Here is a 23,577-nt window from a genome sequence, read left to right as displayed (position 1 = left end):
CGGCTGCATGCAGCTATTGCAACGCAGAACAGCAGGCGAAGCGATATTCGATTTCATGAACAACGTCTTCATGCTGATCATTTGTTTTGTCACGTTGTATCCCGTGTGGTATGTGCTGGTGAACTCCTTTAACGAAGGAGCAGACGCTATGCGGGGCGGCATTTACTGGTGGCCGAGGGTCTTCAGTCTGGGCAGCTATCAGGCTGTGTTTGCCAACAACGGTATTATGACCGCGATGGGGGTGACTATTGCCAAGACGCTTATCGGCACGATTGTTCATGTGTTTTTTACTGCCATGATTGCATATGCATATTCCCGTAGGGAGCTGATCGGGCGCAAGTTGTATATGCTGATTGGCACCATTACCCTGTTTTTCGGTGGGGGATTGATTCCAACCTATTTGCTGATACGTGATCTTGGACTGCTGGACAGCTTTTGGGTGTACATCATTCCTGCGATGTTCAGTTTTTTTGACCTTATTATTTTTATGGCTTTTTTCCGAGAACTGCCGGATGCACTGGAAGAGGCGGCGAAAATAGACGGTGCGAATGATTTTGGTATCTTTTGCCGGATCGTGCTTCCTGTATCTATGCCGGTAGTAGCGACGATTGCGTTGTTTCATGGGGTATACCAGTGGAACGATTATTTTACCGGAATGATTTATATTAATAATACGGATCTTCAGCCGATTCAAACGTATTTGTACCGGGTTGTTGCCCAATCTAGCTCTAATCAGATGATGGCTGCTGCACCGGGAATTGTTGCCCAGTCCGTCACTTCGCAATCGATCAAGCTGGCGACGATGGTCGTGACGACACTGCCTATTGTACTGGTATATCCTTTTCTGCAAAAATATTTCGTCAAGGGTCTGATGATCGGCTCGATCAAGGGTTAGCACATCATCCAAGGGGGAGATTTATAATGAACATTCGCAAATGGCAGAAGGGGCTGTTGGCCTCTGTTCTGCTGGTGGGTTTGCTCGCGGCATGTACGTCCGGTGGAGGCGGTACTGTCACGGAATTGAAGGACGAGAAGACCAAGGCTACGGCAGATGCACCGGGATGGAAGGCGGATATGGAGCCGATTACGTTTGACTGGTATTTGAACTTTTCCTGGTTCCCGAACAAGTGGGGGACGGATATGACCTCGAAGTATGTTACGCAAAAGACCGGGGTCAGCGTCAATTTTATCGTACCCGCAGGGAATGAAAATGAAAAGCTCAACACCATGCTGGCCTCCGGCAAGCTGCCTGATTTTGTCACGCTTGGTTGGGGAGAGGACGCGGTCAAAAAAATGATTGAGGGCAAGATGGTGCTTCCGCTCAACAAGCTGGCCGAGAAATACGATCCGTATCTGATTAAAATAGCTGATCCGGCGAAAATGTCCTGGTATCGCCAAACGGACGGGAATGTTTACGGGTATCCTAACGCTTCTTCTTCGCCACAGGATTATCAAAAATACGGCCAAAATTTTGTTTCCAACCAGACGTTTATGGTTCGGAAGGATATGTACGAGGCGATCGGCAAGCCGGATATGAGAACACCGGAAGGATTTTTGAAAGCGCTTCAAAAAGTGAAAGAGAAATTTCCAGAGGTGAACGGTCAGCCTCTTATCCCGATGGGATTCCACGAATTTACGGATAACGGAAATTATTCTTTTGAAGACTATTTACTTAACTTCCTAGCCATTCCTCATGAAAAAGACGGCAAGCTATACGATCGTCGTTCGGACGAAGAGTATATTCGCTGGCTCAAAACATTCCGTCAAGCAAATGAGCAGGGCCTGATCGCCAAGGACGTATTTATCGACAAACGTCCGCAAATGGAGGAAAAGGTGGCACAGGGCCGATATTTTGCCATGTTATATCAGCGCTCTGACTTTGCCACACAACAGGTAATGTTATATGCGAAGGACCCGAACTCCGTCTATATCGCGGTGGATGGACCTTCGAACAGTAAGCTGGACCCGCCGACGCTGGCTGGGCCGGGTATTTCCGGCTGGACGGTGACGCTTATTTCGAAGGATGTCAAAGACAAGGAGCGGGCTATTGAATTTCTGACTTATCTGATTAGCGAGGAAGGAAACCGCGATCTGTATCTGGGGGAGCAGGGCAAGCTGTGGGACATGGTTAACGGTAAGCCAGCCTTCAAGCCAGAGGTGCAGGAGCTGCTGAACAAGGATCGTTCTGCTTTTGATAAAAAATATGGAGCCTCCTTCACCTTCTGGATGCTGATGGATACGAATATGAATTTGCAGTGGGCGCCGCCCAGCGTCGAGCCGTATAAGCAGCCAGAGGATTGGACGAAAGGCAAGACGAAAGGCTTCTCCCAATATGACAATATCAAACCGACCGGAACTTCGGCGGAGGGCATTGCGTCAGGCCAGATAGATAAAATTTGGGGCAAGACATTGCCGAAGCTGCTGCTGGCTTCCTCAGATGAGGAATTCGACCAGCTGTTTGCTCGCTTTTTGGAAGATCGCAGAAAAGCAGGATATGACAAAGTTATGGCCTATCAGCAAAAAGCCTATGAGGAAAACCTTAAGAAAATTGAACAGTTCACCAAATGATTTAATTCGATGACTTAATCTATTGAACCCCTAAGGATGTGATTTCATGCCAGGCCGTGCACGTTCACAGATGAAGAGCCTGCTGCGCCGCACTATATGGCAGTGGATGAAGGGGACGGCCGATCGGCTTGGCGGTTGCTCTCTTCAAGTTAAGCTCATTGTCGCGTATATCGGAGTCATTTTAATTCCGGTGGTATTGTTCTCGCTATATACCTTTCACCAACTGTACGAGAATACCATGCAAGACATTACCGTACAAAATCATTATGTGTTGGATACAGAGCTGGCCCATATTCACAGCAATATGGAAATTATGGAGCGAACCGCACAGCTTGCGATCTCAGATCGCAACGTACTTCGTTATCTGACCGAGGAACGTGAAATAAGCAGCGATGAGCTGGTCCAATTCAACTTGAATGTGTTTCCAAATTTACAGCACTTGCTGTACAGTAATCCCAATGTAGAGAACATTCGACTGTATACGAGTAATCCTCAGGCACATGAAATATGGCCGATGATTTTTAATGAATCACGACTGCCTAAAGCTTCCTGGCTGAAAACGGCCCAACTCCGACAAGGGAAAATATGGTGGGAAATGTACAAGGGGCCGAAAAGCTTACTTCTGGGGCAATCCCGGCAGGAAAGTGAGACAGTGCAGTATATGGCACTGCTGCGTGAAATTCAGTCTACCGGAGGAAGACACGCAGGGTTGGTAGAAACAAACATGAGGCTGGAGCTATTTTCACCTAGAGTATTTGGAATCCCACAACGTGACCGCGCATGGCAAATGTTCATTCTAGACGGCGACGATTCCAGCTCAAGGAACGCTGATAAACCAATGTCTTCTACCGATATAGCTACAGCTTCCTCTCAATCAGATTCAATTTCGATCCCTCTGTCCCATGTGCACCATCTGTTTCAGTCCCAGGTTCAGGGACCGGGTGGTGCTTTTGATTTTTCCTATGAGAATAAGCCTTATCTCGGCATGTACCGTTATATAGAAGGGTTGGACGCCTATTTGCTAAATGTGGTGGCGCTGGACGGTCCGCTGGGTGATCTCCGTCAGAAACGCAATGCCATGCTGCTCATTATTAGTATGCTGATTTTGTTTATGTCCGTCATTTCTTATACCCTGCATGCCTTCATTCTCAAACAGCTACATACACTGCGTGAATCCATGAAAAAAGTAGAGCAGGAGGGTGACTTTCAGCTTAGAATTCCAGTATATGGGCGGGGAGAAGTGGCTGAGCTGGCTCTATATTTTCGCAGTCTACTGAGTCGGATAAACGGACTCATTGCCGAAGCAGTACACAAGCAGGCCGCTGCTCAGGAGGCTGAGCTGCTAGCGCTCAAGCATCAGATTGATTCCCATTTTCTCTATAATACATTGGAAAATTTAAAAATGATGGCGGAGATAGAACGACAGTATCCGCTGTCGGATGCCCTTACTTCCCTTGGCTCGATGATGCGTTATAATCTCCAATGGTCGGGATCGTGTGTTGCTTTGCGGGATGAAATCCGCCATATTCAGCATTATGTGGCCATCATGAACATTCGCCACGATAACCAAATTGGATTGGAAATTCATCTATCGTCGGCGTTTATGGAACTGGAGATGCTGAAAATGTCGCTGCAGCCTGTAGTCGAAAATGCTATCAAGCACGGTTGGAGTGCATTGCAAAGCCCATTCAGCATCACGATTGAAGCCTGCCCTAAGCAGGATATTATAGAATTGCGCATACAGGATAACGGAGTGGGGATATCTGAAGAAAGAAGAAACGCCATCATGGCTGGTCTAGCGCGAACGGAAATGGATTCCCACGAGCCCGGGATGAATGGGGGAATCGGTTTGTATAATGTGCATCGCCGTTTGAGTATGCAGTATGGCGAAGAGTATGGCATAAGACTGGACAGCATCCCCGGACAATCGACGACAGTGACCCTGATTTTGCCTAAACGTTACATGATGAGGGGGGCAGACCATGACGACCAAGCTGTTGATTGCGGATGACGAGAAAAATATTCGAATGGGACTTCAAGCTATGATCGAACGGGAATTTTCCGGTCTCTATGAATGTGTACTGGTCAAGGACGGAATGGAAGCCTGGCAGCATGTGAAGCAGTTTTTGCCCGAGTTGGTGATAACGGATATCCGTATGCCTGTTATGGATGGCATTATGCTGATGCAGCATATTCACGAGCTGGAGCCGGGTCGCAGACCTTTGGTAATCATTCTCAGTGGATATGACGAGTTCCAGTATGCGCGCGAAGCGATTCGCTGTGGGGCACGGGAGTATTTGCTCAAGCCAATCGTAAGGGAGGAACTGTTTGGTGCGCTGGCAGTTTTGAATGAGGAATTGAAGCAGAGGAACCACCTCATATACGATGGTGTTGTCAGCGTAGATAAAGATAGACTAGCTGGCGCGAGTGCCATCGTCGATAGAAGCGGTAGTATGACACGTGCTATCCAATACATCCATGCTCATTACAGCGAGGATTTGAATATGGCAGTAGTATCCAATTCAGTATCCTTGAATTATACGTATTTTAGTCAGGCGTTCAAAGCCTATACAGGCCTTAGCTTTGTTCAATATGTAAAAAGGCTGCGCATTACAGAAGCCAAAAAGCTGCTGGAGTGTCAAGGGGGCAAGATTTATGAAATTGCGGCTAACGTGGGCTTTGACAATGCAAAGCACTTTAACAAAGTGTTTCGTGAGCTGGAGGGGATGACCCCGCAACAGTTTCGAGTGCAGAATCAAAGGGGTAATTAGATATAAAGAGGCGGAAAACTTCACTGCCTTTTTAACCTTATCCTGATATAATAAACGTAAGCATAACCATCGCCTTCAATCAGAGAGTTTGTACACAATCACACGAATCGCCGAACGGAAGGGGAGAGCATATGGTTATTTATGAAACGGACCAAGCTTATATCATGACGACGCAGCATGACCATGCCCATATTTCAGGTGAGTTGGCTTCACAATGGGAAGAGAGTGCCTTCAAGAATAGACGTCATAAGCAGGATTTTGTATATGCAGCAAGGGAGCATGATCGGGGCTGGATACAGTTAGACGCTGCTCCTTTCTGGAATGATCATGTGTCTGCACCTTATACGTTTATTGATTTTCCGCTCAATCCTCGTTTTGTTTTCTATCGTCTTGGGATTGATGAAGTCGAACAAGGTAATACGTATGCGGCGTTGCTGTGTAGCTTGATGTACAAGGAGCTAGTCGGACGGACCGAGCATCAAAACGCTCAGGACAAGCAGATTACGCATGCTTATCAGGAAGCGGAGGCACAGCGTCGTCAGAGGCTCAAACAGGAGCTGGCATGTGGCGTAACCTTCGACCATCAAGTGCGGACGGATGTACGGAGAATGTTGTTTTGTGACGAATTGAGTCTGTTTTTGTGCAGCCGAGAGCCGGGCACGCCTACAGCAGATTATGAATGGTTTGCTGAAGGTTTAAGCTTCCCGGCTGTTCGACATGAAAGCGGGCGAGTTTGGGCCGAGTGGCTATCGGATCAGACTGTAGGTCTTTCCTTTTTTCCTTTCAGGGGCAAGGTAGGGATTACTCATACCTTTAAGAAGGTGGTCAAGGAGAAAATTCGTACCTTTGGTCTCCTAGAGGCTTACCGTTCTTCTGAATGGACGCATCGAACCTTTACCGTTGAACATATCATGGAAGTAGAAGAACATAAGGAGAATGCCTGACCGTCTACGGATACAGCCTCGAACAATATTTTGTTCGTAGACGCAGAGAAAAGTCAGAGCAAAGCCTCCCTGAACCATGCTTCAGAGAGGCTCGCTTTTTTCTAGCTTTAACATTTTACGATTTTGCAGATGTTTTTGCACGATTGACAATAGTCTGTACCTTATTCAATACCTTATCGCGTGCCCCTTTATTTTTCATCAGATACGTAACACCCATTCCCAATGCGGCTACCACCCATTTTTTATTCTTCATGAATAACGCCTCCTTATGATCATGTTGTCATACACGCTTGCTTTAAAAGCATCCAAAATGTGAAAAGATGAACGGGATTTTACGATTTAGTGATTCCTTGCACTCGTTCCGCATAACTATGATTTTACCCTTCTCCATCAAATCTTACCCGTTCCTTCGCCAATGAAACGATTACGACTGTCTTTTCATGTTTAATGGATATTATTAAATATCCCACCACAATTGCTTCAGACGCACATGACAGGGAGGTCTTTGTTATGAGAAAGAAGGAAGTGGTTGCCATGCTGCTCGCCGGCGGACAAGGCAAAAGACTCAAAGGACTTACCCGTACACTAGCCAAACCGGCAGTATTTTTTGGAGGAACTTACCGCATTATTGATTTCCCTCTCAGCAATTGCACTCATTCTGGTATAGACACCGTAGGCGTACTGACCCAATACGAGCCGTTGGTGCTTCATTCCTATATCGGCGTTGGGAGCGACTGGGATTTGGATCGCCTGGATGGAGGAGTTTTTGTTTTACCACCGCACGAGAAAGAAAATGGAAACAACTGGTACAGGGGCACGGCGGATGCAATTTATCGAAACCTGCATTTCTTGGATCAGTATGACCCAGAGCATGTACTCATTCTGTCAGGGGATCACATTTATAAAATGGACTACAGTCGAATGCTCCACTATCACAAGGAGAAGGAAGCAGACTGCACCATTTCTGTCATCAATGTCACGATTCAGGAAGCTAAACGATTTGGGATATTGAACGCCGATGATGATCTGAAAATATATGACTTTGAGGAGAAGCCTGATCAGCCGAAAAGCACATTGGCCTCCATGGGCATTTATTTGTTCAAATGGGAGGTGTTACGTCGCTATTTACTGGAAAGTGCAAGCGATTCTGAATCCTCACATGATTTTGGCAAGGATATCATTCCATTGCTGCTTCAGCATGGCCGGTCGTTGTATGCGTACCCGTTTGCCGGGTACTGGAAGGATGTAGGTACCATTCAGAGCTTGTGGGAGTCCAACATGGATCTTCTGGTTCAGGATCCGCCTTTGGATCTGAACGATCCTTTCTGGCGCATCTATACCCGCAGTCCTAATCAACCGGCCCAGTATATAACCCAACGGGCAATCCTCAAAAACAGCATTGTAAATGAAGGCTGCATGGTGGATGGAGAAGTAAGGCATTCTGTACTATTTTATGGGGTCGAAGTAGGTGAAGGGAGCGTTATTACCGATTCTGTCATCATGCCAAACGTAAAAATTGGGCGCAATGTACGTATCCACCGGGCTATCGTGAATGAGAACATCGTTATTGAAGACAACGCGTTTATCGGACCTGAAGATAGTTCTGATGAGATTATTTTGTTCGATCAGGAAAGCCAGCTTCATGCACGAATTTAACCCGGATAAGGACGGTGTCTGCTATGAGCCGACTCATTGGAGTTATCAACCTGGATCACGAACTGGATCAGTTGAAGGAGTTGACCTATTTCCGGTGCGGGGCCGCAGTCCCCTTTGCCAGTCGATATCGGCTCATTGATTTTACCTTATCCAACATGATGCATGCAGGGGTGCATGATATTGCACTGTTTATCCGCCGCAAATACCGTTCGCTGCTGGATCATCTGGGTGAAGGCCGGCCTTGGGATTTAGACCGCAGACGGGGCGGGTTGTTTATTTTGCCACCGGACTGGAATGATCCGACGGATGCATCACGTGGGGATTTGCAGCATGTGCACAACAATCTGGACTTTTTCCATCGCTCATCGGGGCAAACCATTGTTCACGCAGGAACTCAGCATGTCAATAAGGTTGATATCGAGGATGTATACCGTTATCATCGGGAGAAAAATGCAGATGTTACCCTCGTATATAAACCCATAGACCAGCTCGAATCTGAGCATGCTCCTTGTGCACGACTGGAGATTGATGAGAACGGACGAGTGACTGGTATTCATCAGGAGCAGGATCATCATAATATTTATCTGGAAATGTTCGTGATGGACAAAGGCTTGTATCTGGATCAGGTGAAGCATTGCATTGCCCATCAGGATAATCATTTCTTTCGCGATGCCATCCAGAAAAACCCAAGTGGACTGCGCATTTATGCGTATCGTTATGAAGGTTATCATGCGGTCATTAATTCTATCGAGAGCTACTATAAAAATAGCATGAAGCTGCTGGATCAGGAGCAGTATCATGCACTGTTTCAGAATCAGCCGGTGCATACCAAAATCAAGTATGAAGCCCCGACCCGTTATACGCACAGCGCCGAGGTGGATCATTCACTTGTTGCCAATGGCTGCACCATTGGGGGCAAGGTCGAGAACAGTATTCTTTTCCGTGGAGTACGGGTGGAGGAGGGTGCGCGGGTAAGCAACTCGATTATTATGCAAAAATGCGTCATCCGTAAAGGGGCAGTTGTGGAGAATGTGGTTTTAGATAAAGATGTACAGCTTTCACCAGATCGAACTCTGATTGGAGACATTAGAGTTCCCTATGTCATTGCCAAGAATAGCGTAATTTAAAGGATATACTTAGCCATTAAAACGGAAATAACAGGAGGTACAACTTTGTTCAGCAATAAAGAAGCATTTAAGCAGGCTTTTCGAGAGCAACTGGTCGGAAGGCTGGGCAAACCGATGCAGGAGGCTCAGTCGGAAGATGTATATAAGGTTTTGGGTGGCATGATTCGTGAACAAGTTGGAAAGAATTGGGCAGAAACGAACCAAGCCTACAAAGAAGGACAAGAGAAGCAGATTTATTATTTTTCACTGGAGTTTTTGATAGGTCGTCTATTGGGCAGTAATCTGTTGAATTTGGGCGTACTGGATATGGTTCGGCAGGCATTGGGTGAACTGGGCTGGGATCTGGAGGAAATTGAAGAACAGGAGGCGGACGCGGGGCTAGGCAATGGTGGCCTCGGCCGTCTGGCGGCTTGCTTCATGGACTCGCTGGCATCCCTTGGCTATGCAGGACATGGTTGCGGTATCCGATATAAATATGGTCTGTTTGAACAGCGTATTGTGGACGGCAATCAGGTTGAACTGCCGGATTACTGGCTACAGAAAGGGAATGTCTGGGAGGAACGCCGTCCTGACAAAAAGGTCGAGGTTCATTTTTGGGGAAGAGTGGAAACCCGTGAACAGGAGGGACGTCTTGTATTCGAGACACAGGATACCGAAACAGTCTGGGCTGTCCCTTACGATATTCCGCTGGTAGGCTATGGTCATGCGCAGGTGAATACGCTGCGGATTTGGAGTGCGGAATCAGCGCTTGATCCCGTTCGAGGACCGATTCGAGGCGAGGGCGGTTATTACCGCTTTCTCGACTACAATCGATCGGTGGAATCCATCTCGGCATTTCTATATCCGGATGACTCCAATTATGAGGGGAAGCTGCTTCGCTTGAAGCAGCAGTATTTCCTGTGCTCGGCCGGCCTGCAAAGTATTTTGCGTACGTTCGAGAAGCTTCGTTTACCTTACGCCCAGTTGCCCGATAAAATAGCACTGCACATTAACGATACACATCCGACGCTGGTTATACCGGAACTGATGCGTATTCTGATGGACGTGAAGGGCTTGGGCTGGGACGAAGCATGGGATATTACGACGCGAACCGTTTCATATACGAATCATACGATATTAAGTGAGGCGCTGGAACAATGGCCTGTCAATATGGTACGGGAGCTACTACCTCGTATTTCCTTGATCATTGAAGAAATTAACAAACGTTATTGCGCTATGCTACTGGAGCGTTACCCAGGACAGGACATCAAAATTGGTGAAATGGCGATTATTCATGGTGAACAAATCCGTATGGCTCACTTGGCAATCGTCGGCAGCTACAGCGTTAATGGGGTGGCTGCGCTGCATACGCAAATATTAAAGGAACGAGAGATGAAGTCGTTTCACGAGCTGTACCCTGACCGTTTTAATAATAAAACAAACGGGATTGCCCATCGCCGCTGGCTGATGCACGCTAACCCGGAGCTGGCAAGCTTGTACGATGAGACCATCGGTACACGTTGGAGGACCCGTCCAAGGGAGCTCATCGACCTGCTTCGTTACAGTGGGGACGAGTCGTTCAAAGAACGGATACAGGCGATTAAGCGAAATAATAAAGTCAGGCTCGCTGAGCATGTTTTTGCAAAACAGGGAGTACGACTGGATACGTCCTCCATTTTTGATGTGCAGGTCAAACGGTTACATGGTTATAAGCGACAGCTGCTCAACATTTTGCATGTGATGCATTTATACAGTCAGCTTAAAAGTAATCCTGGCCTGGATGTGACGCCACGCACGTTTGTTTTTGGAGCCAAAGCCGCCCCCGGTTATTTTCTCGCCAAACAGACGATCAAGCTTATTAACAACGTGGCGGACACGATCAATCGGGATGTAGATGTCAAGGACAAGCTGAAAGTCGTTTTCCTTGAAAATTATTCTGTCTCGCTAGCGGAGCTGATTATTCCTGCGGCGGATGTCAGTGAGCAGATTTCCACGGCAGGCAAGGAAGCCTCTGGCACAGGGAATATGAAATTTATGATGAACGGTGCGCTCACAATAGGTACATTGGACGGAGCCAATGTTGAAATGCATGAAATGGTAGGGGATGCCAACATGTTCATTTTTGGATTGAAGGTGGACCAGATCGAGGCATATTACCGGGACGGCCAGTATTCGGCGCGCAAAACAGCCAATAGCGACGAAAGACTGCGTGAAGTGTTGGATCAACTCGTGAACGATGCTCCTTTTACGCGGCATGAACGGGAATTTGAGGCCATTTATCAATCCCTGATTGATCATAATGATGAATACTTTGTGCTCAAAGACTTTGCATCCTATGTGGATACACAGGTTCACATTGAACAAGTGTATCGGAATCCCTCGGAGTGGACTCGGCGTGCTATTGTCAATATGGCGAACTCTGGTAAATTTTCTAGTGATTGCACGATTCAGCAATACGCGGCTGAGATTTGGGACATTGTGCCTCTCCAAAACGATGTCAACAAGCGAATTCTGTCCTAAAACGGCGAAACAGGCGGAATAACATTGCTTTTCGAACGCTGAGGGTTATAATGACAGTATAGACATAAGTAAGGATGGGAACTGTATATACTCATTCCTGAACTTGAATTGTACTGTTGAAGGAGTCCTCCTATTGATAAAGCTCAATCCGAAAAGGCTCAAACCTCATAAATCGAAGAAGAAATATAATATGTTTCAAAATATATGGCGTGCGATTCGGCTGAATTTCATCAAGCTATTGCGCGCCCCTGGTGGAGTTAAAAAGATCTCTTTGGGCTTCGCCATTGGCTTTGCGCTGGAGATGATTGTGATTTCCACGGCTTCTCTGGTATACCTTGTTTTTTATCCGATTGTTCGTCTGTCCGGCGGCTCGTTGCCTGCGGCCATTGTGGGTAACGTTGTAGGTAAACTGACCTTTTTGCCAATTGTACTGATGCCATTCGCCAAGCAAGTGGGGGCTTGGATTTATCCATCCCATTATCCGGTACATGTCAGGGGCGGACGACTTCACGAGCATTCTTTTATGGAGCTGTTTCACGGCAACTGGTCTGTATTCAGAGACTTGCTGCACGGAGGCTTGCACATCCTGATCGGCATGTCGATTTTCGGTGTGGTGCTGGGCATTATCTCGTATTTTGTCATTCAGGTTCTGTATAATCGTTCGCTGCACAAACGGTTGGAAAAGCGGAAGTTGCGTCATGGTGCAGCATTTTCGGCGGCCAGACTGCTGAAGAATGGATAACGATGCATAAGAAAGAAGCTCTTCGAGCCTATTTATTAGGTCCGAAGGGCTTCTTTGAGTTGGGGCAAGCAACTTTTATTTTTGTATTACGTCTAAGGAATATATGTATCCATTCTTTTAAGTCTCTTTTGAGACATCAGGAGGAATTGCCCCATGAAAAAATGGAATTCTATCACTGCAACAGTTGCGGCAATATCCATGCTTTTGGGAACGGCTCCAGTTGCATGGGCACAGCAGCCCGCCGCTGCCATAGCTCAAAACGCACAAACTTCTGTTAACTTGGACCCAACCGCCACTAAGCGTTTAACAGATGTGCTGAACACATTAGCGGGGAAACAAACAATAAAGTTTACAAGCGCTGATACTGCTTTTGACTCATGGACGGTAAACGGTACTTTGAGCGGGACAGCTAATGCTGATTTCATCCAAAATTACGATTCCAAAAAGGGAATCGTGCAATCCACCAGCATTATTTATGATGCGGCTGATCTCAACAAAGTTATGGACAATAATCTACGCAGCAAGGTTGCATCGTTCCTGAAAACATTTGATTCTGATGGAGTGTTTAAAACGGATGCTGTCTGGCGTGTATATTCACCGGATGACGAAGGAGAACTCAAAAATTATTGGGTGCTATGGGGGCATGACCAGAGTCTCTACATTGACCTTGATCAAGGAAATAAAATAACGGCTAGCATAATGTATTCGCTTAAAGACGTTAAAGCTTCACTGTCCAACAAAGCGAATCGTTCGCTTAAAACAGTTGGTATTGCTTCGAGCAATCCGTTTGAATATGTGTTTCGTCAGCATGAAGGCAATGATACCGTTTGGAATTTCCGGGACGATAATGAGTTAAACAACGTGTTGATTGGGGTGAAAACTGGTAAAGTGTGGGCCGTAAAAAACGAGCTTGGCATGGATTGGACGGGGGAAAAGGATTTTGTCAAAGCATTCGCTAAGCCAAAGCTCAGCCAAACTCAGGCTCTTTCAGCCGCGAAGTCGAAAGTGCAATCTCTTTTCGGAATTAACCTAAAAGGATATACCGTAAAAATTAAGGATAACGAGTATACGTTCTCCCAAAAAGGCGCAGTTACTGTGGTGGGAAAAATCAATAAAAAAGGAGCATTTTATTCCCTAGAGGCTATGCCCGCGAATGGAGTTCGAAATTAAGCAGAATGATTTTATTGAAAAGCGTATGATCTCTATAAGAGGCATACGCTTTTGACATATTTTGTAACAAGATTGGCTTCATTCGCTCGAATCGTTTACAATACGTGTGCATACAACAATGGACGACAGGTTAATGTACATACAAGGAGTGATGAAGTTGCGGAAGATATGGCAAATCTACTTAACAGACTGGAGAAATGTATTCAAAGTATCGACCGGGACTTTATTAGTCATTGGCATCATTCTTTTGCCTTCTGTCTATGCATGGGTGAATTTGAAAGCGATGTGGGATCCGTATGCGAATACATCTGGGATTAAAATTGCAGTAACCAGCCAAGATCAGGGTGCAGAAGTGAATGGTAAAAAGATTAATATCGGCGATGAGGTTTTGCATAACCTTCAAAATAACAAGAAGCTGGGTTGGACTTTTGTCAATGAAGCGGAAGCACGAAAAGGTGTGTTGAATGGTGATTATTATGCCAGCCTGCTGATCCCGAAAGATTTTTCAGAGAAAATTACGAGTGTGCTGACGGAAAACCCGCAAAAGCCGGAAATTGATTACGCCGTAAATGAAAAAATTAATGCAGTAGCTCCGAAAATTACATCTTCGGGGGCAACCTCTCTAACGAACCAGATTAGCCAAAACTTTATAGAAACTGCCAGCCAGGCGGTATTGACGAAGTTGAAGGAAGCCGGAGTCAAGCTGGAGGAAGAGCTCCCGACGATTCGTAACATTGAGAACCGGGTGTTGGAACTTAATAATCGATTACCAGATATCGATAGGTTGGGCAAACAGGCATTGGAGCTGGAGCAAAATCTGCCCAAAATTAAGGCACAGGGACAAAAGATCATTGCATTGAAGGAGAAAATTCCTGAAATTAACCGTGCCGGTGACCTGGTGCTCAAAATTGACAAAAACATGCCTGAGCTGGACAAGGTAGCCGCTGTTATTTTGGATATCCAAAAAAGACTACCTGATATTCAAAAGGCCGGTGATCGAATTGTTGAACTAGATCAAAATTTCAGCAAGGTAGAAAGCGCACTGGCCACAGCCCTAGAGGACACGCAAACGGCTCTTAAAGTCATTAATGCTGCCCAGAAAGCACTGCCAGAAGTACAGAAAATAGCGGACACAGGCAAGGATTTTACAACCGGTTTACTCGAATTTCTGGACAAAAACGAGGGTGCGCTTGATTCGATTGGTACAGTAGTTAAAGAAGACTTACAACTGGTACAACAAATCGCGAATGAAGTTTCTCAGATTACAGACATTGTTCGTGGTGTGGATTTTGATCCTAAAGCAGCACAAGCTGCGGTGAATCGTGTCAGCGGTAGGCTGACAACTGCCGTGGGAGTGTTGGATCATATTTCTCAATTGCTGAAGCGTGTGAACGGATACTTGCCAAGTCAACCTCTGGATTCACTTATTTCCCGTGTGAGCGGGGTAGAGGATCGTTTCCGTCGTCTGAATAGCACAGTAACTAGCATCGGGGATGCCATTCAGCGCGGCGAAAAGCCTGCGCAAAATCTGCTGGATGACACTGATCGCCTTGCAGGAGAAATCAGTAGCGGAATTGACAGCATTTTGGGCAATTATGATACGGAGTATGCACCCGCCATTCAAAAGGCGCTGGATCAGATCAAATCCGTTGCCCGCAATTCTGCCAATGTGCTGACTACAGCTCAAGAGCAGCTACCGAATATTGAAAAGCTATTAAATGACGCACAGGCTGCAGCAGAATTCGGTCAGCAAGAGCTAACACGTCTCCAGCAGGATCTGCCACAATACCGTCAAAAACTGCATGAAGCGGCGACGACGATTCAGGGGCGCATGGGCGAGTTTACGAATGCTGTGAACAAAGCGGCAGACTTTGTAAATAACGATTTGCCAGCGGTTAAAAGTAAAATTCATCAGGCAGCAGATTTTGTGCGTAATGATTTGCCTAAAGCGGAACAACAGTTTGTCAAAATGGCTGACTTAATAGAAAATAAATTTCCTGATGCAGAAAAAGCGGTACACCAAGTAGCCAATTTTGTAAGGACCGATCTTCCAGCTGCCGAGGATTCCATACGTCAGGCTGCAGACACAATTCGCAAGCTTAAGGGCGAAAATGCACTCGGACGCGCTATTGCATTGCTCAAGGGGGATGTGAAAAAGGAAAGTGATTTTCTCGGCAGTCCGGTATCGTTGAAGCAGGAGCGGATATACCCAATTCCCAACTATGGTTCTGCGATGTCACCTTTTTACACTACATTGTCGATTTGGGTAGGTGCGATGCTACTGGTCTCGATGTTCAGGGTAGATGTGGATGACCCGGAAGGACAATTTAAAAGCTACCAAGTGTATTTCGGACGGCTTATGACATTCTCCACGATTGGCATTTTTCAAGCGCTGAGCGTATCTCTCGGTGACTTGTTCCTGCTCGGGGCGTATGTGGATGCCAAAGTAGCTTTTGTACTATCGTCTATGCTGATCAGTCTGGTGTTTACGGCGATGACCTATACACTAGTTTCTGTGTTCGGCAATATCGGCAAGGGACTGGCAGTCATCCTGCTGGTGCTTCAATTCTCCAGTTCAGGAGGGACATTCCCGATTGCGACGAGTACACCGTTTTTTCAGGCGCTGAATCCGTTCGTACCATTCACCTATGCGGTTAGTCTGTTACGAGAGACAGTAGGAGGGATGTTGCCTTCAACGGTGATACGAGATGTGGTGATGCTGTTTGTATTTATCGGTGTTTGCTTCCTGTTTGGATTGGTGTTTAAGAAGCCGCTCAGCAAGCATACGAAAAAAATGGCCGAGCGAGCAAAAGAAACGAAATTGATTCCTTGATTGTAAAAAAAGAATGAGTTACGGTGACTGAAGTGAGCCGCTCCGCGAAGGATTTGATCTTACGATCGCTGTTGCCACGGGATTCTTTGGATTAGGACATGACAAGGTAAGAATCCCATGGCAAAGGCGAACGCTTCGCTTCTCCAGATTCAAATTCTCCGCTCCGCTGCAACCGCCGTAAAGTCACTATTTTTTCATATGGAGTAGGTAGTATGGTAGGAGATGCCTCGCGCTTGCTGCTTCGGCGGTGCGTGGGGCTTTTTTGCATGCGCTATCCAACCTTAAATTGCATTTGGGGTTGTTTCAATATGGTTTTTTCTGGTGAATAAACGGAGTATGGTCTTTTTTGGCATGTAATTTTGCGGAATTTTTAAAATCCTTAGGCAAAGGCGGGAAGCAGTATGGAGTATTCATACTTAGGAAAGTCAGGCTTGAAGGTTAGTCGGTTATGTCTGGGGACGATGAATTTCGGACCGGAAACCGAAGAAAAGGATGCGTTTAAAATTATGGATGCCGCACTGGATGCGGGCATTAACTTTTTTGATACGGCTAATGTATATGGCCATGACCGTAAAGGTTGGACAGAGGAAATTATCGGACGTTGGTTCCAGCAGGGCGGCGGAAGACGCGAGAAGGTCGTGTTGGCAACGAAGGTATACGGAGACATGAAAAATGAACATGACGGACCCAATGCAGGATCAGGCTTGTCTGCTTACAAAATTCGCCGTCATTTGGATGCGTCGCTGAAACGTCTTCAAACCGACCATGTAGAGCTATATCAAATGCATCACATTGACCGAAATGTGTCATGGGATGAACTGTGGGGCGTATTTGAGTCCGTGGTGGATCGGGGACAAGTTGATTATATCGGTTCCAGTAATTTTGCAGGCTGGCATATTGCGGTGGCGCAGGCAGAAGCGAAGGCACGGCGTTTTCTGGGGCTTGTATCCGAGCAGCATTTGTACAACCTGAACGAACGTTCCGCCGAGCTTGAAGTATTACCAGCAGCTCAAGAGCTGGGTCTGGGTGTGATCCCATGGAGCCCGCTGGCGGGCGGACTGTTGGGACGGAATGCGTTAGCAGGTACTGGTTCTCGCAGCGCACGCGCCAAAGAAAAGGTGGAGCAGAATCGTGCGAAGCTGGAGCAATTTGCAGCATTGTCCCGCGAGCTGGGTGAAAAGGAAGACGTGATTGCACTGGCTTGGGTACTGTCCCATCCGGCCGTAACGGCTCCAATTATCGGACCACGGACCTTAGAACAGTTAGAGGATGCTCTACGGGTACCTGAGGTCAAATTGAGCGAAGATGTGCTTGACAAGCTGAATGAGATTTTCCCCGGTCCGGGAAAACCTGCGCCAGAAGCCTACGCTTGGTAATAATACTTCGTACTCGTAATAAAACATCATTCTTTGTGAGAAATAATCGGCAAAAAGCAGCAGATCAGGAGCTTCCTCTTTGATCTGCTGCTTTTTTTCTGGTGCCTGATCCACACTTGAACGACCGTAACAAGAATAAATATGCGCTAAATGGGATCTATCTTTTTAGATATGATTTTCTGAGTGGTTTTCTTATGATGTGTTACATAACTGTGTAGAATCATGCCGAGGATGACGATGAACATACCCATCCATGATAAAGGAGACGGCATGGGGATAGACAAAAAGATTAATTCTCCCATTAATGCAAAAAGAACTTCCAGAGATTGTGTTGCTTCTACGGTCGCCAGCTTTTGCATATTTCCACGAACCTGATCTGTAGCTTTAAAAAATAAAACCGTAGCGATCACCCCTGAAAACACAGCCACCAAAGCAGACTGTATCGTCTGATCCTTACTTGGCATTCCCGCGCTGAAAACTCCATATAACGAAAGCAATAACCAGAAGGGTAAGCTGGCTAATGTCATCCCGAGCACACGCTGATAGGCATCCAATCGTCCTGCACAGACTTCCATCATTTTACGATTACCTAATGGATAGGCGAATGAGGCGAGTATGACAGGCAGAATACCGAATAAAAAATCTTGGGTAGAAATGGATTGCGACTGTTCGACTTGCATAACAATAATGCCGATTAAAATAACGAGAGACATCAACAGTCCCTGGAGGGGGATTTTTCCTCGTATTTTGACAGGGCCGTTCTCCGTTTGGACAACCTCAGCAAATAAAGGGACAAGCAAAGAACCAGAAATGATGGTAATTTGCCAGGTTCCCGCGATCAACCACCCTGGTGAATAAGCCGATGCGAAGCATAACGGAGCATAAAATAAGCCAAATCCGATGAAGCTCCACCACAACCACGTTCCTGGTTGTTCCTTCATGACTTTCCAAAGAGGCTTAAGCTTTTGTTGGGTCATCACAATGACGACTAGAATAGGAACCATAAACAGATATCGCAATGAAGCACTCCAGATCCAGCTCCCGCCAGACAGCTCCATAGACCGGTTCAGAACAAATGTAAAAGCAAAAAAGAAAGCCGCCAACACACCTAACCAGATTGAGCGCATAGCATTCACCTAATTCTTTAAGTATCGTTATTTCTCATATTAATAACTTTAGATCATTCAATTCAAGAGTTTCTTACAGTTGACAAGGTAAGAGGGATGCTGTATATTACTGAAAGTTAATGTTAATAGTAATTATTACGATTTAAAAAAGAATGAAAATGAAAAGCCAATATTCAAGGGAGCGTAACAGCGATGAATAAGAAAGCAATACCGGTAACAGTGTTGAGCGGATATTTGGGTGCAGGAAAAATAACGATTTTGAATCATGTATTAAACAATCGGGACGGAATGAAAGTGGCAGTCATCGTCAATGACATGAGTGAAGTGAATATAGATGCTGAGCTGGTTAAAAAAGAGGGCGGCTTGTCCAGAACAGAAGAAAAACTGGTCGAGTTGTCAAATGGTTGTATTTGCTGCACATTGCGTGAAGATTTATTGCTGGAGGTCAAGAAGCTGACGGAACAAGGCGGTTTTGATTATATTTTAATCGAATCTACAGGCATCAGTGAACCCGTGCCAATCGCTCAAACTTTTACATACGTTGATGAAGGAACTGGCATTGATTTGGCATCGCTGGCAAAACTGGATTGCATGGTGACCGTAGTTGATGCGAATCGTTTCTGGCATGATTTTGAATCAGGAGAAACGCTACTGGATCGCAGGCAGGCTACTGGTGAAGACGACACGCGTGATATCTCGGACTTGCTGATTGACCAGATTGAAACCTGTGATGTATTGATTCTGAATAAGTGCGATCTGGTTCAGCCTGCGGAGCTGGACAAGCTGGAGGGTGTGCTGCGGAGATTACAGCCTGAAGCCCGAATCATTCGTACTTCCAAGGGAAAGGTCGCTCCTTCGGACATTTTGAATACAGGGTTGTTCAATTTTGACAAGGCTAGTCAATCCGCTGGATGGATTCGTGAGCTGGAGCTTGAAAGCCATACACCGGAAGCGGACGAATATGGGATCAATTCCTTTGTATATCGCCGTAGAAGGCCATTTCATCCTGCAAGATTGGCTGAATTTATGAACTACTGGCCGGAGGAGGTCGTTCGCGCCAAAGGTTTGGCCTGGATTGCAACCCCGCAGGATTGGGCAGCGAGTATTAGCCAAGCTGGACCATCTATTCAATTTGGCCCTGCGGGAAGCTGGCTTGCTGCGTTATCTGAAGAAGAACGGCAGGAGATCGTCGCAGCCGACCCTGAGGCTCTGGACCATTGGGATGAACAATGGGGCGACCGTATGAACGAAATCGTCATGATAGGTATCGAAATGAATCGATCGGACTTGGAAGAAGAGCTAGATGAATGTCTACTGAACGATAACGAAATGGATATGGACTGGTCCAGTTTTGAGAATCCGCTTCCTTGGCCGACATGCTGAAGCTAGTTGATCCATTCAGTAATAAAGTCCATACATTTTTTAGCTGCTGGAGAAACATTTTTTAAGGAAGCGGTAGCGATACCGATAGTACGGGAATGCCTTTCGTCCAAAGGTCGAATAGAGATGTCGTAAGGAATGTGAGACAGGATCATTTCAGGAAGAATACTCACGCCTAGGCCATTCTGCACCATAGCCATAATCGCATGGTCATCTTCTAATTCATATTTGATTTTAGGTGACATATGATGCTGTGAAAAAATATTTCTTACATCGGTGTCACAGCCTGCAACAGGCATAATGAAAGGCTCATCTCTGAGCTGTTCTACTCGAATTGAGGCTTGCTTTCCAAGAATATGATCGGAAGGAAGTAGACAAAGCATGCTTTCTTCTTTTAATGGCAACGCCTCTAATGTGTCTAACGTGGGTAGGTTCACAAAGCCGAAATCAGCTTCCCCACTGACTATCCAGCTCTCAATTTCATGGTAGTTCCCATCGAGCAGTTTTACTTCAATAAGAGGAAACTGCTCATTGAATTTTTTTAGAATACGGGGCAGCCAATGAATAGAGACGCTTGAAAATGTACCGATCTTTACGGTTCCGATTTCCAATCCTTTAATTAAAGCGACCTCTTGGTAAAGCTTTTCGTCCATTTGTACAATCTCTCTAAATCGCTTCATTAATCTTTCCCCGTTTTTGGTTAATCTGATGCCTGAACGACCTCGGATCAGAAGAGTCAGCCCTAGTTCATGTTCCAATCCAGAGATCGCATGGCTGATTGCTGATTGTGTAAGATTTAAAACTTCCCCGGCCTTTGTGAAACTTCCCATTTCAACTACGCAAAGAAAAATCTTATATTTAAACAAATTCGTGTTCACTCCTATTTTTATGAAATATATTCATGCATCATATCAGATATATTCATTTTTTTTATTTAATATTTATGATTATAATCAAATTAAAGAAAGGTTATTTAATTTTGTTTTAGGAGGGTCATATGAATTCAATTGCTAAAACTCCTCGTCCGCCCTATTATGCGGCTATCTTTACTTCTGAACGTACGGAAGGAGATGGCGGATACGGAGTGATGGGAGACAAAATGGTGGAACTGGCTGCCCAACAGCCTGGTTTTCTAGGTGTGGAAAGTGTTCGTGACCACAATGGAGTAGGCATTACAGTTTCCTATTGGGAGTCTCTGGACGCTATAAAAAATTGGAAACATAACGAGCTGCACAAGGTAGCGCAGGAAAAAGGGAAATCCGAGTGGTATAAAACATTTGGTTTAAGAGTGAGCAAGGTAGAACGAGATTATTTTTTTACAGTGTAAATAGGTTCAATATCAAAGTTAGTGCTTAGCATGAAGCCAAAGAGGTCCCATATGGGACTTCTTTGGCTTCTCTGTCAGAAAGGAATCGTCGACCATTTTGTGAAACGTAAACGGTTCTATTCATATTCAGTTCATAAACGTGGGTTATCCTCTCTATAGAAACCGTACAGGGAGGATATGAATGTGGATTATACAGACAGAAAAGAGACCTTGGCCATTGAAGCAAGGGGACTCGTAAAAGCTTTTGGTGACAAGCAGGCTGTTGACGGTGTCGACTTGAACGTGCGTGCTGGCACGATCTACGGTGTGCTTGGTCCTAATGGAGCAGGCAAAACGACTACCATCCGAATGCTGTCAACGTTATTGCGGCCCGATGGGGGATCAGCCCGTATCTTCGGGCACGATGCAGTAAAGGAGCCGCAGGTTGTGCGTCAGTTGATCGGGGTGACAGGCCAGTACGCATCGGTCGATGAGTCGCTTAGCGCTACCGAGAACCTGATCATCTTCTCCAGACTGCTTGGACTGGGACGTGCCGAGGCGCGTAATAAGGCAGCGGAGCTGCTGGAGGAATTTGGCTTGGCCGAAGCGGCCAAACGACCGCTAAAGCATTTCTCCGGAGGTATGCGCCGTCGGCTGGATTTGGCCGCAAGTCTCATTGCCAAGCCGCCGCTGATTTTCCTGGATGAGCCGACTACTGGACTAGACCCGCGCACGCGTGTCCAGATGTGGGACACGATCCGGAGTTTGGTCAAGACCGGTTCCACCGTACTGCTTACAACCCAGTACCTCGACGAGGCGGATCAACTTGCTGATCGAATCGCGGTGATCGATCATGGCCGGGTAGTCGCTGAGGGTACGGTGGATGAACTGAAAGCGGCAGTGGGGGCGTCGACTCTGCAACTCAAAGTGCAAAATCAACAGGACATCGAGAGAGCTGTTCAGATCGTTGAACAGGTGCTTTCAGTTAAGTCCAGCGTGTCAGTGGAAGCTGGAAAGATTATCTCTCCGATGGCCAACGCAGATCGGGTAACGGACCTGCTGATCGCCCTCCGTACCGGAGAGATTCGTCTAGCAGAGATGAGTGTGCAGAAGCCGACGCTCGACGAGGTGTTTTTGTCCATCACTGGTCATGGGGCACAAGTAAACAGACAGCAGACGTCCCAAGGAGCGCATGCTGTGGAGGGGGCGAGAGCATGAAGAGTACTACTGTTATGACAGGTTCTGATCGCACATTGAAGAAGTCTGTGAGTTTCAGGCAGGCGTTTTTCAATTCCATGACGATGGCCTACCGGGGCATTCTGAAGATCCGGCATACTCCCGAGCAATTGTTTGATGTCACGCTCCAGCCAATCATTTTCACCCTTATGTTTACCTATATCTTTGGTGGCGCCATCTCAGGAGACGTGCAGCATTATTTGCCGGTTATTATTCCAGGCATCCTCGTGCAGACGGTGATCTCGACCTCCGTCGTTACCGGCGTCCAACTACGTGAGGATATGGACAAAGGAGTGTTCGACAGGTTCAAGTCACTCCCAATCGCACGCATTGCGCCTTTGGCTGGAGCTCTGCTGGCTGACAGTATCCGGTATACTATTGCGACTGTACTTACCTTCGCCATGGGGTATATTTTGGGGTATCGGCCAGAGGGAGGACTGCTGAGTGTCGCTATCGCCGCGCTTTTGGTCATCGTGTGTTCCTGGGCAGTCAGCTGGATTTTCGCCTTCTTTGGCGTGATTGCCCGCACTGCTTCCAGTGTACAGGGCATCTCCATGATTGTTCTGTTTCCGCTCACTTTTGTTTCCAATGCATTTGTGCCTGTGGACACCATGCCTGGTTGGCTACAGTGGTTTGTAAACGTCAACCCGATTTCACATCTTGTGAACGCAGTCAGGGAGCTTGCGAATACGGGAACGATTGGCGAGGAACTGGCGATCTCACTGCTTGGCGCTACAGTCATTGTGGCGATCTTCGCGCCGCTTACGGTGCGTGCTTATATGCGTAAAGCATAAGATGGCGGTCTTCTTGACGAGGACGAGAGATTTAAGGCAGAGTTAGTT

At 46.5% G+C, this 23,577-nt stretch carries 19 protein-coding genes; 16 read left to right on the top strand and 3 right to left on the bottom strand.

The window, feature by feature from the left end; all coding sequences use genetic code 11:
- Positions 1-7 precede the first annotated feature (7 nt).
- The 5 genes from BM358_RS00600 to BM358_RS00580 all read left to right on the top strand — a co-directional run bounded on the left by BM358_RS00600 (position 8) and on the right by BM358_RS00580 (position 6,283).
- A complete protein-coding gene (locus tag BM358_RS00600) occupies positions 8-895 on the top strand; it encodes a carbohydrate ABC transporter permease (RefSeq protein ID WP_028542392.1) in 888 nt (295 codons plus the stop codon).
- 26 nt (positions 896-921) lie between these two features.
- On the top strand, positions 922-2,568 hold the full coding sequence (locus BM358_RS00595) for a type 2 periplasmic-binding domain-containing protein (protein ID WP_028542391.1): 1,647 nt from the start codon (positions 922-924) through the stop codon (positions 2,566-2,568).
- Positions 2,569-2,614: 46 nt separating this feature from the next.
- Positions 2,615-4,579 (top strand): sensor histidine kinase, encoded by a 1,965-nt coding sequence (locus BM358_RS00590; RefSeq protein WP_028542390.1) that lies wholly within the window; start codon positions 2,615-2,617, stop codon positions 4,577-4,579.
- Entirely contained in the window at positions 4,551-5,339 is a 789-nt protein-coding gene (locus tag BM358_RS00585; protein ID WP_028542389.1) for a response regulator transcription factor, read from the top strand. Before BM358_RS00590 ends, BM358_RS00585 begins: the two co-directional genes overlap by 29 nt.
- Before the next feature lie 131 nt (positions 5,340-5,470).
- Positions 5,471-6,283, top strand: coding sequence for a DUF3891 family protein (locus tag BM358_RS00580; protein WP_028542388.1), 813 nt, complete (start codon positions 5,471-5,473; stop codon positions 6,281-6,283).
- A 115-nt stretch (positions 6,284-6,398) separates the two neighbouring features.
- Here BM358_RS00580 and BM358_RS26340 read toward each other — a convergent pair whose 3' ends face one another.
- A complete protein-coding gene (locus BM358_RS26340; protein WP_023988334.1) occupies positions 6,399-6,536 on the bottom strand; it encodes a hypothetical protein in 138 nt (45 codons plus the stop codon).
- Positions 6,537-6,793: 257 nt separating this feature from the next.
- On the opposite strand from BM358_RS26340, the gene BM358_RS00575 reads away from it, so the two are divergent.
- The 7 genes from BM358_RS00575 to BM358_RS00545 all read left to right on the top strand — a co-directional run bounded on the left by BM358_RS00575 (position 6,794) and on the right by BM358_RS00545 (position 17,686).
- Positions 6,794-7,939, top strand: a complete 1,146-nt coding sequence (locus tag BM358_RS00575) for a glucose-1-phosphate adenylyltransferase (RefSeq protein ID WP_023988335.1) — start codon at positions 6,794-6,796, stop codon at positions 7,937-7,939.
- Positions 7,940-7,962: 23 nt separating this feature from the next.
- Complete coding sequence (gene glgD / locus BM358_RS00570; protein WP_023988336.1) at positions 7,963-9,066, top strand: glucose-1-phosphate adenylyltransferase subunit GlgD; 1,104 nt, start codon at positions 7,963-7,965, stop codon at positions 9,064-9,066.
- Positions 9,067-9,111: 45 nt separating this feature from the next.
- The gene (locus BM358_RS00565) at positions 9,112-11,565 is read left to right on the top strand and encodes a glycogen/starch/alpha-glucan phosphorylase (RefSeq protein ID WP_023988337.1); all 2,454 of its coding nucleotides are present in this window, start codon (positions 9,112-9,114) and stop codon (positions 11,563-11,565) included.
- A gap of 190 nt (positions 11,566-11,755) precedes the next feature.
- The gene (locus BM358_RS00560) at positions 11,756-12,307 is read left to right on the top strand and encodes a DUF2062 domain-containing protein (RefSeq protein ID WP_028542387.1); all 552 of its coding nucleotides are present in this window, start codon (positions 11,756-11,758) and stop codon (positions 12,305-12,307) included.
- A gap of 153 nt (positions 12,308-12,460) precedes the next feature.
- Positions 12,461-13,477 carry a hypothetical protein gene (locus BM358_RS00555; RefSeq protein ID WP_023988339.1) on the top strand — a complete coding sequence of 339 codons (1,017 nt, stop codon included), beginning with the start codon at positions 12,461-12,463 and terminating at the stop codon, positions 13,475-13,477.
- A 157-nt stretch (positions 13,478-13,634) separates the two neighbouring features.
- Positions 13,635-16,310, top strand: a complete 2,676-nt coding sequence (locus tag BM358_RS00550; RefSeq protein ID WP_028542386.1) for a YhgE/Pip domain-containing protein — start codon at positions 13,635-13,637, stop codon at positions 16,308-16,310.
- Between the two features lie 401 nt (positions 16,311-16,711).
- Positions 16,712-17,686, top strand: a complete 975-nt coding sequence (locus BM358_RS00545; protein ID WP_028542385.1) for an aldo/keto reductase — start codon at positions 16,712-16,714, stop codon at positions 17,684-17,686.
- Between the two features lie 146 nt (positions 17,687-17,832).
- On the opposite strand, the gene BM358_RS00540 is transcribed toward BM358_RS00545, so the two are convergent.
- On the bottom strand, positions 17,833-18,813 hold the full coding sequence (locus BM358_RS00540; protein ID WP_023988342.1) for a DMT family transporter: 981 nt from the start codon (positions 18,811-18,813) through the stop codon (positions 17,833-17,835).
- 192 nt (positions 18,814-19,005) lie between these two features.
- Here BM358_RS00540 and BM358_RS00535 point away from each other — a divergent pair, with 192 nt between their 5' ends.
- Positions 19,006-20,196 (top strand): GTP-binding protein, encoded by a 1,191-nt coding sequence (locus BM358_RS00535; protein ID WP_028542384.1) that lies wholly within the window; start codon positions 19,006-19,008, stop codon positions 20,194-20,196.
- A gap of 2 nt (positions 20,197-20,198) precedes the next feature.
- On the opposite strand, the gene BM358_RS00530 is transcribed toward BM358_RS00535, so the two are convergent.
- Positions 20,199-21,059, bottom strand: coding sequence for a LysR family transcriptional regulator (locus BM358_RS00530; protein WP_028542383.1), 861 nt, complete (start codon positions 21,057-21,059; stop codon positions 20,199-20,201).
- 131 nt (positions 21,060-21,190) lie between these two features.
- Between BM358_RS00530 and BM358_RS00525 the strand changes: the two genes are divergently transcribed.
- The 3 genes from BM358_RS00525 (at position 21,191) to BM358_RS00515 (ending at position 23,529) form a co-directional block, all read left to right on the top strand.
- Positions 21,191-21,520 carry an antibiotic biosynthesis monooxygenase family protein gene (locus BM358_RS00525; protein ID WP_025722950.1) on the top strand — a complete coding sequence of 110 codons (330 nt, stop codon included), beginning with the start codon at positions 21,191-21,193 and terminating at the stop codon, positions 21,518-21,520.
- Between the two features lie 177 nt (positions 21,521-21,697).
- Positions 21,698-22,717 carry a daunorubicin resistance protein DrrA family ABC transporter ATP-binding protein gene (locus BM358_RS00520; RefSeq protein ID WP_028542382.1) on the top strand — a complete coding sequence of 340 codons (1,020 nt, stop codon included), beginning with the start codon at positions 21,698-21,700 and terminating at the stop codon, positions 22,715-22,717.
- On the top strand, positions 22,714-23,529 hold the full coding sequence (locus BM358_RS00515) for an ABC transporter permease (RefSeq protein WP_028542381.1): 816 nt from the start codon (positions 22,714-22,716) through the stop codon (positions 23,527-23,529). Before BM358_RS00520 ends, BM358_RS00515 begins: the two co-directional genes overlap by 4 nt.
- Positions 23,530-23,577 lie beyond the last annotated feature (48 nt).

The organism is Paenibacillus sp. cl130, assembly GCF_900116035.1.
GTDB classification, from domain to species: Bacteria; Bacillota; Bacilli; order Paenibacillales; family Paenibacillaceae; genus Paenibacillus; species Paenibacillus polymyxa_B.
This window is presented reverse-complemented; position numbering and strand designations above follow the sequence as displayed.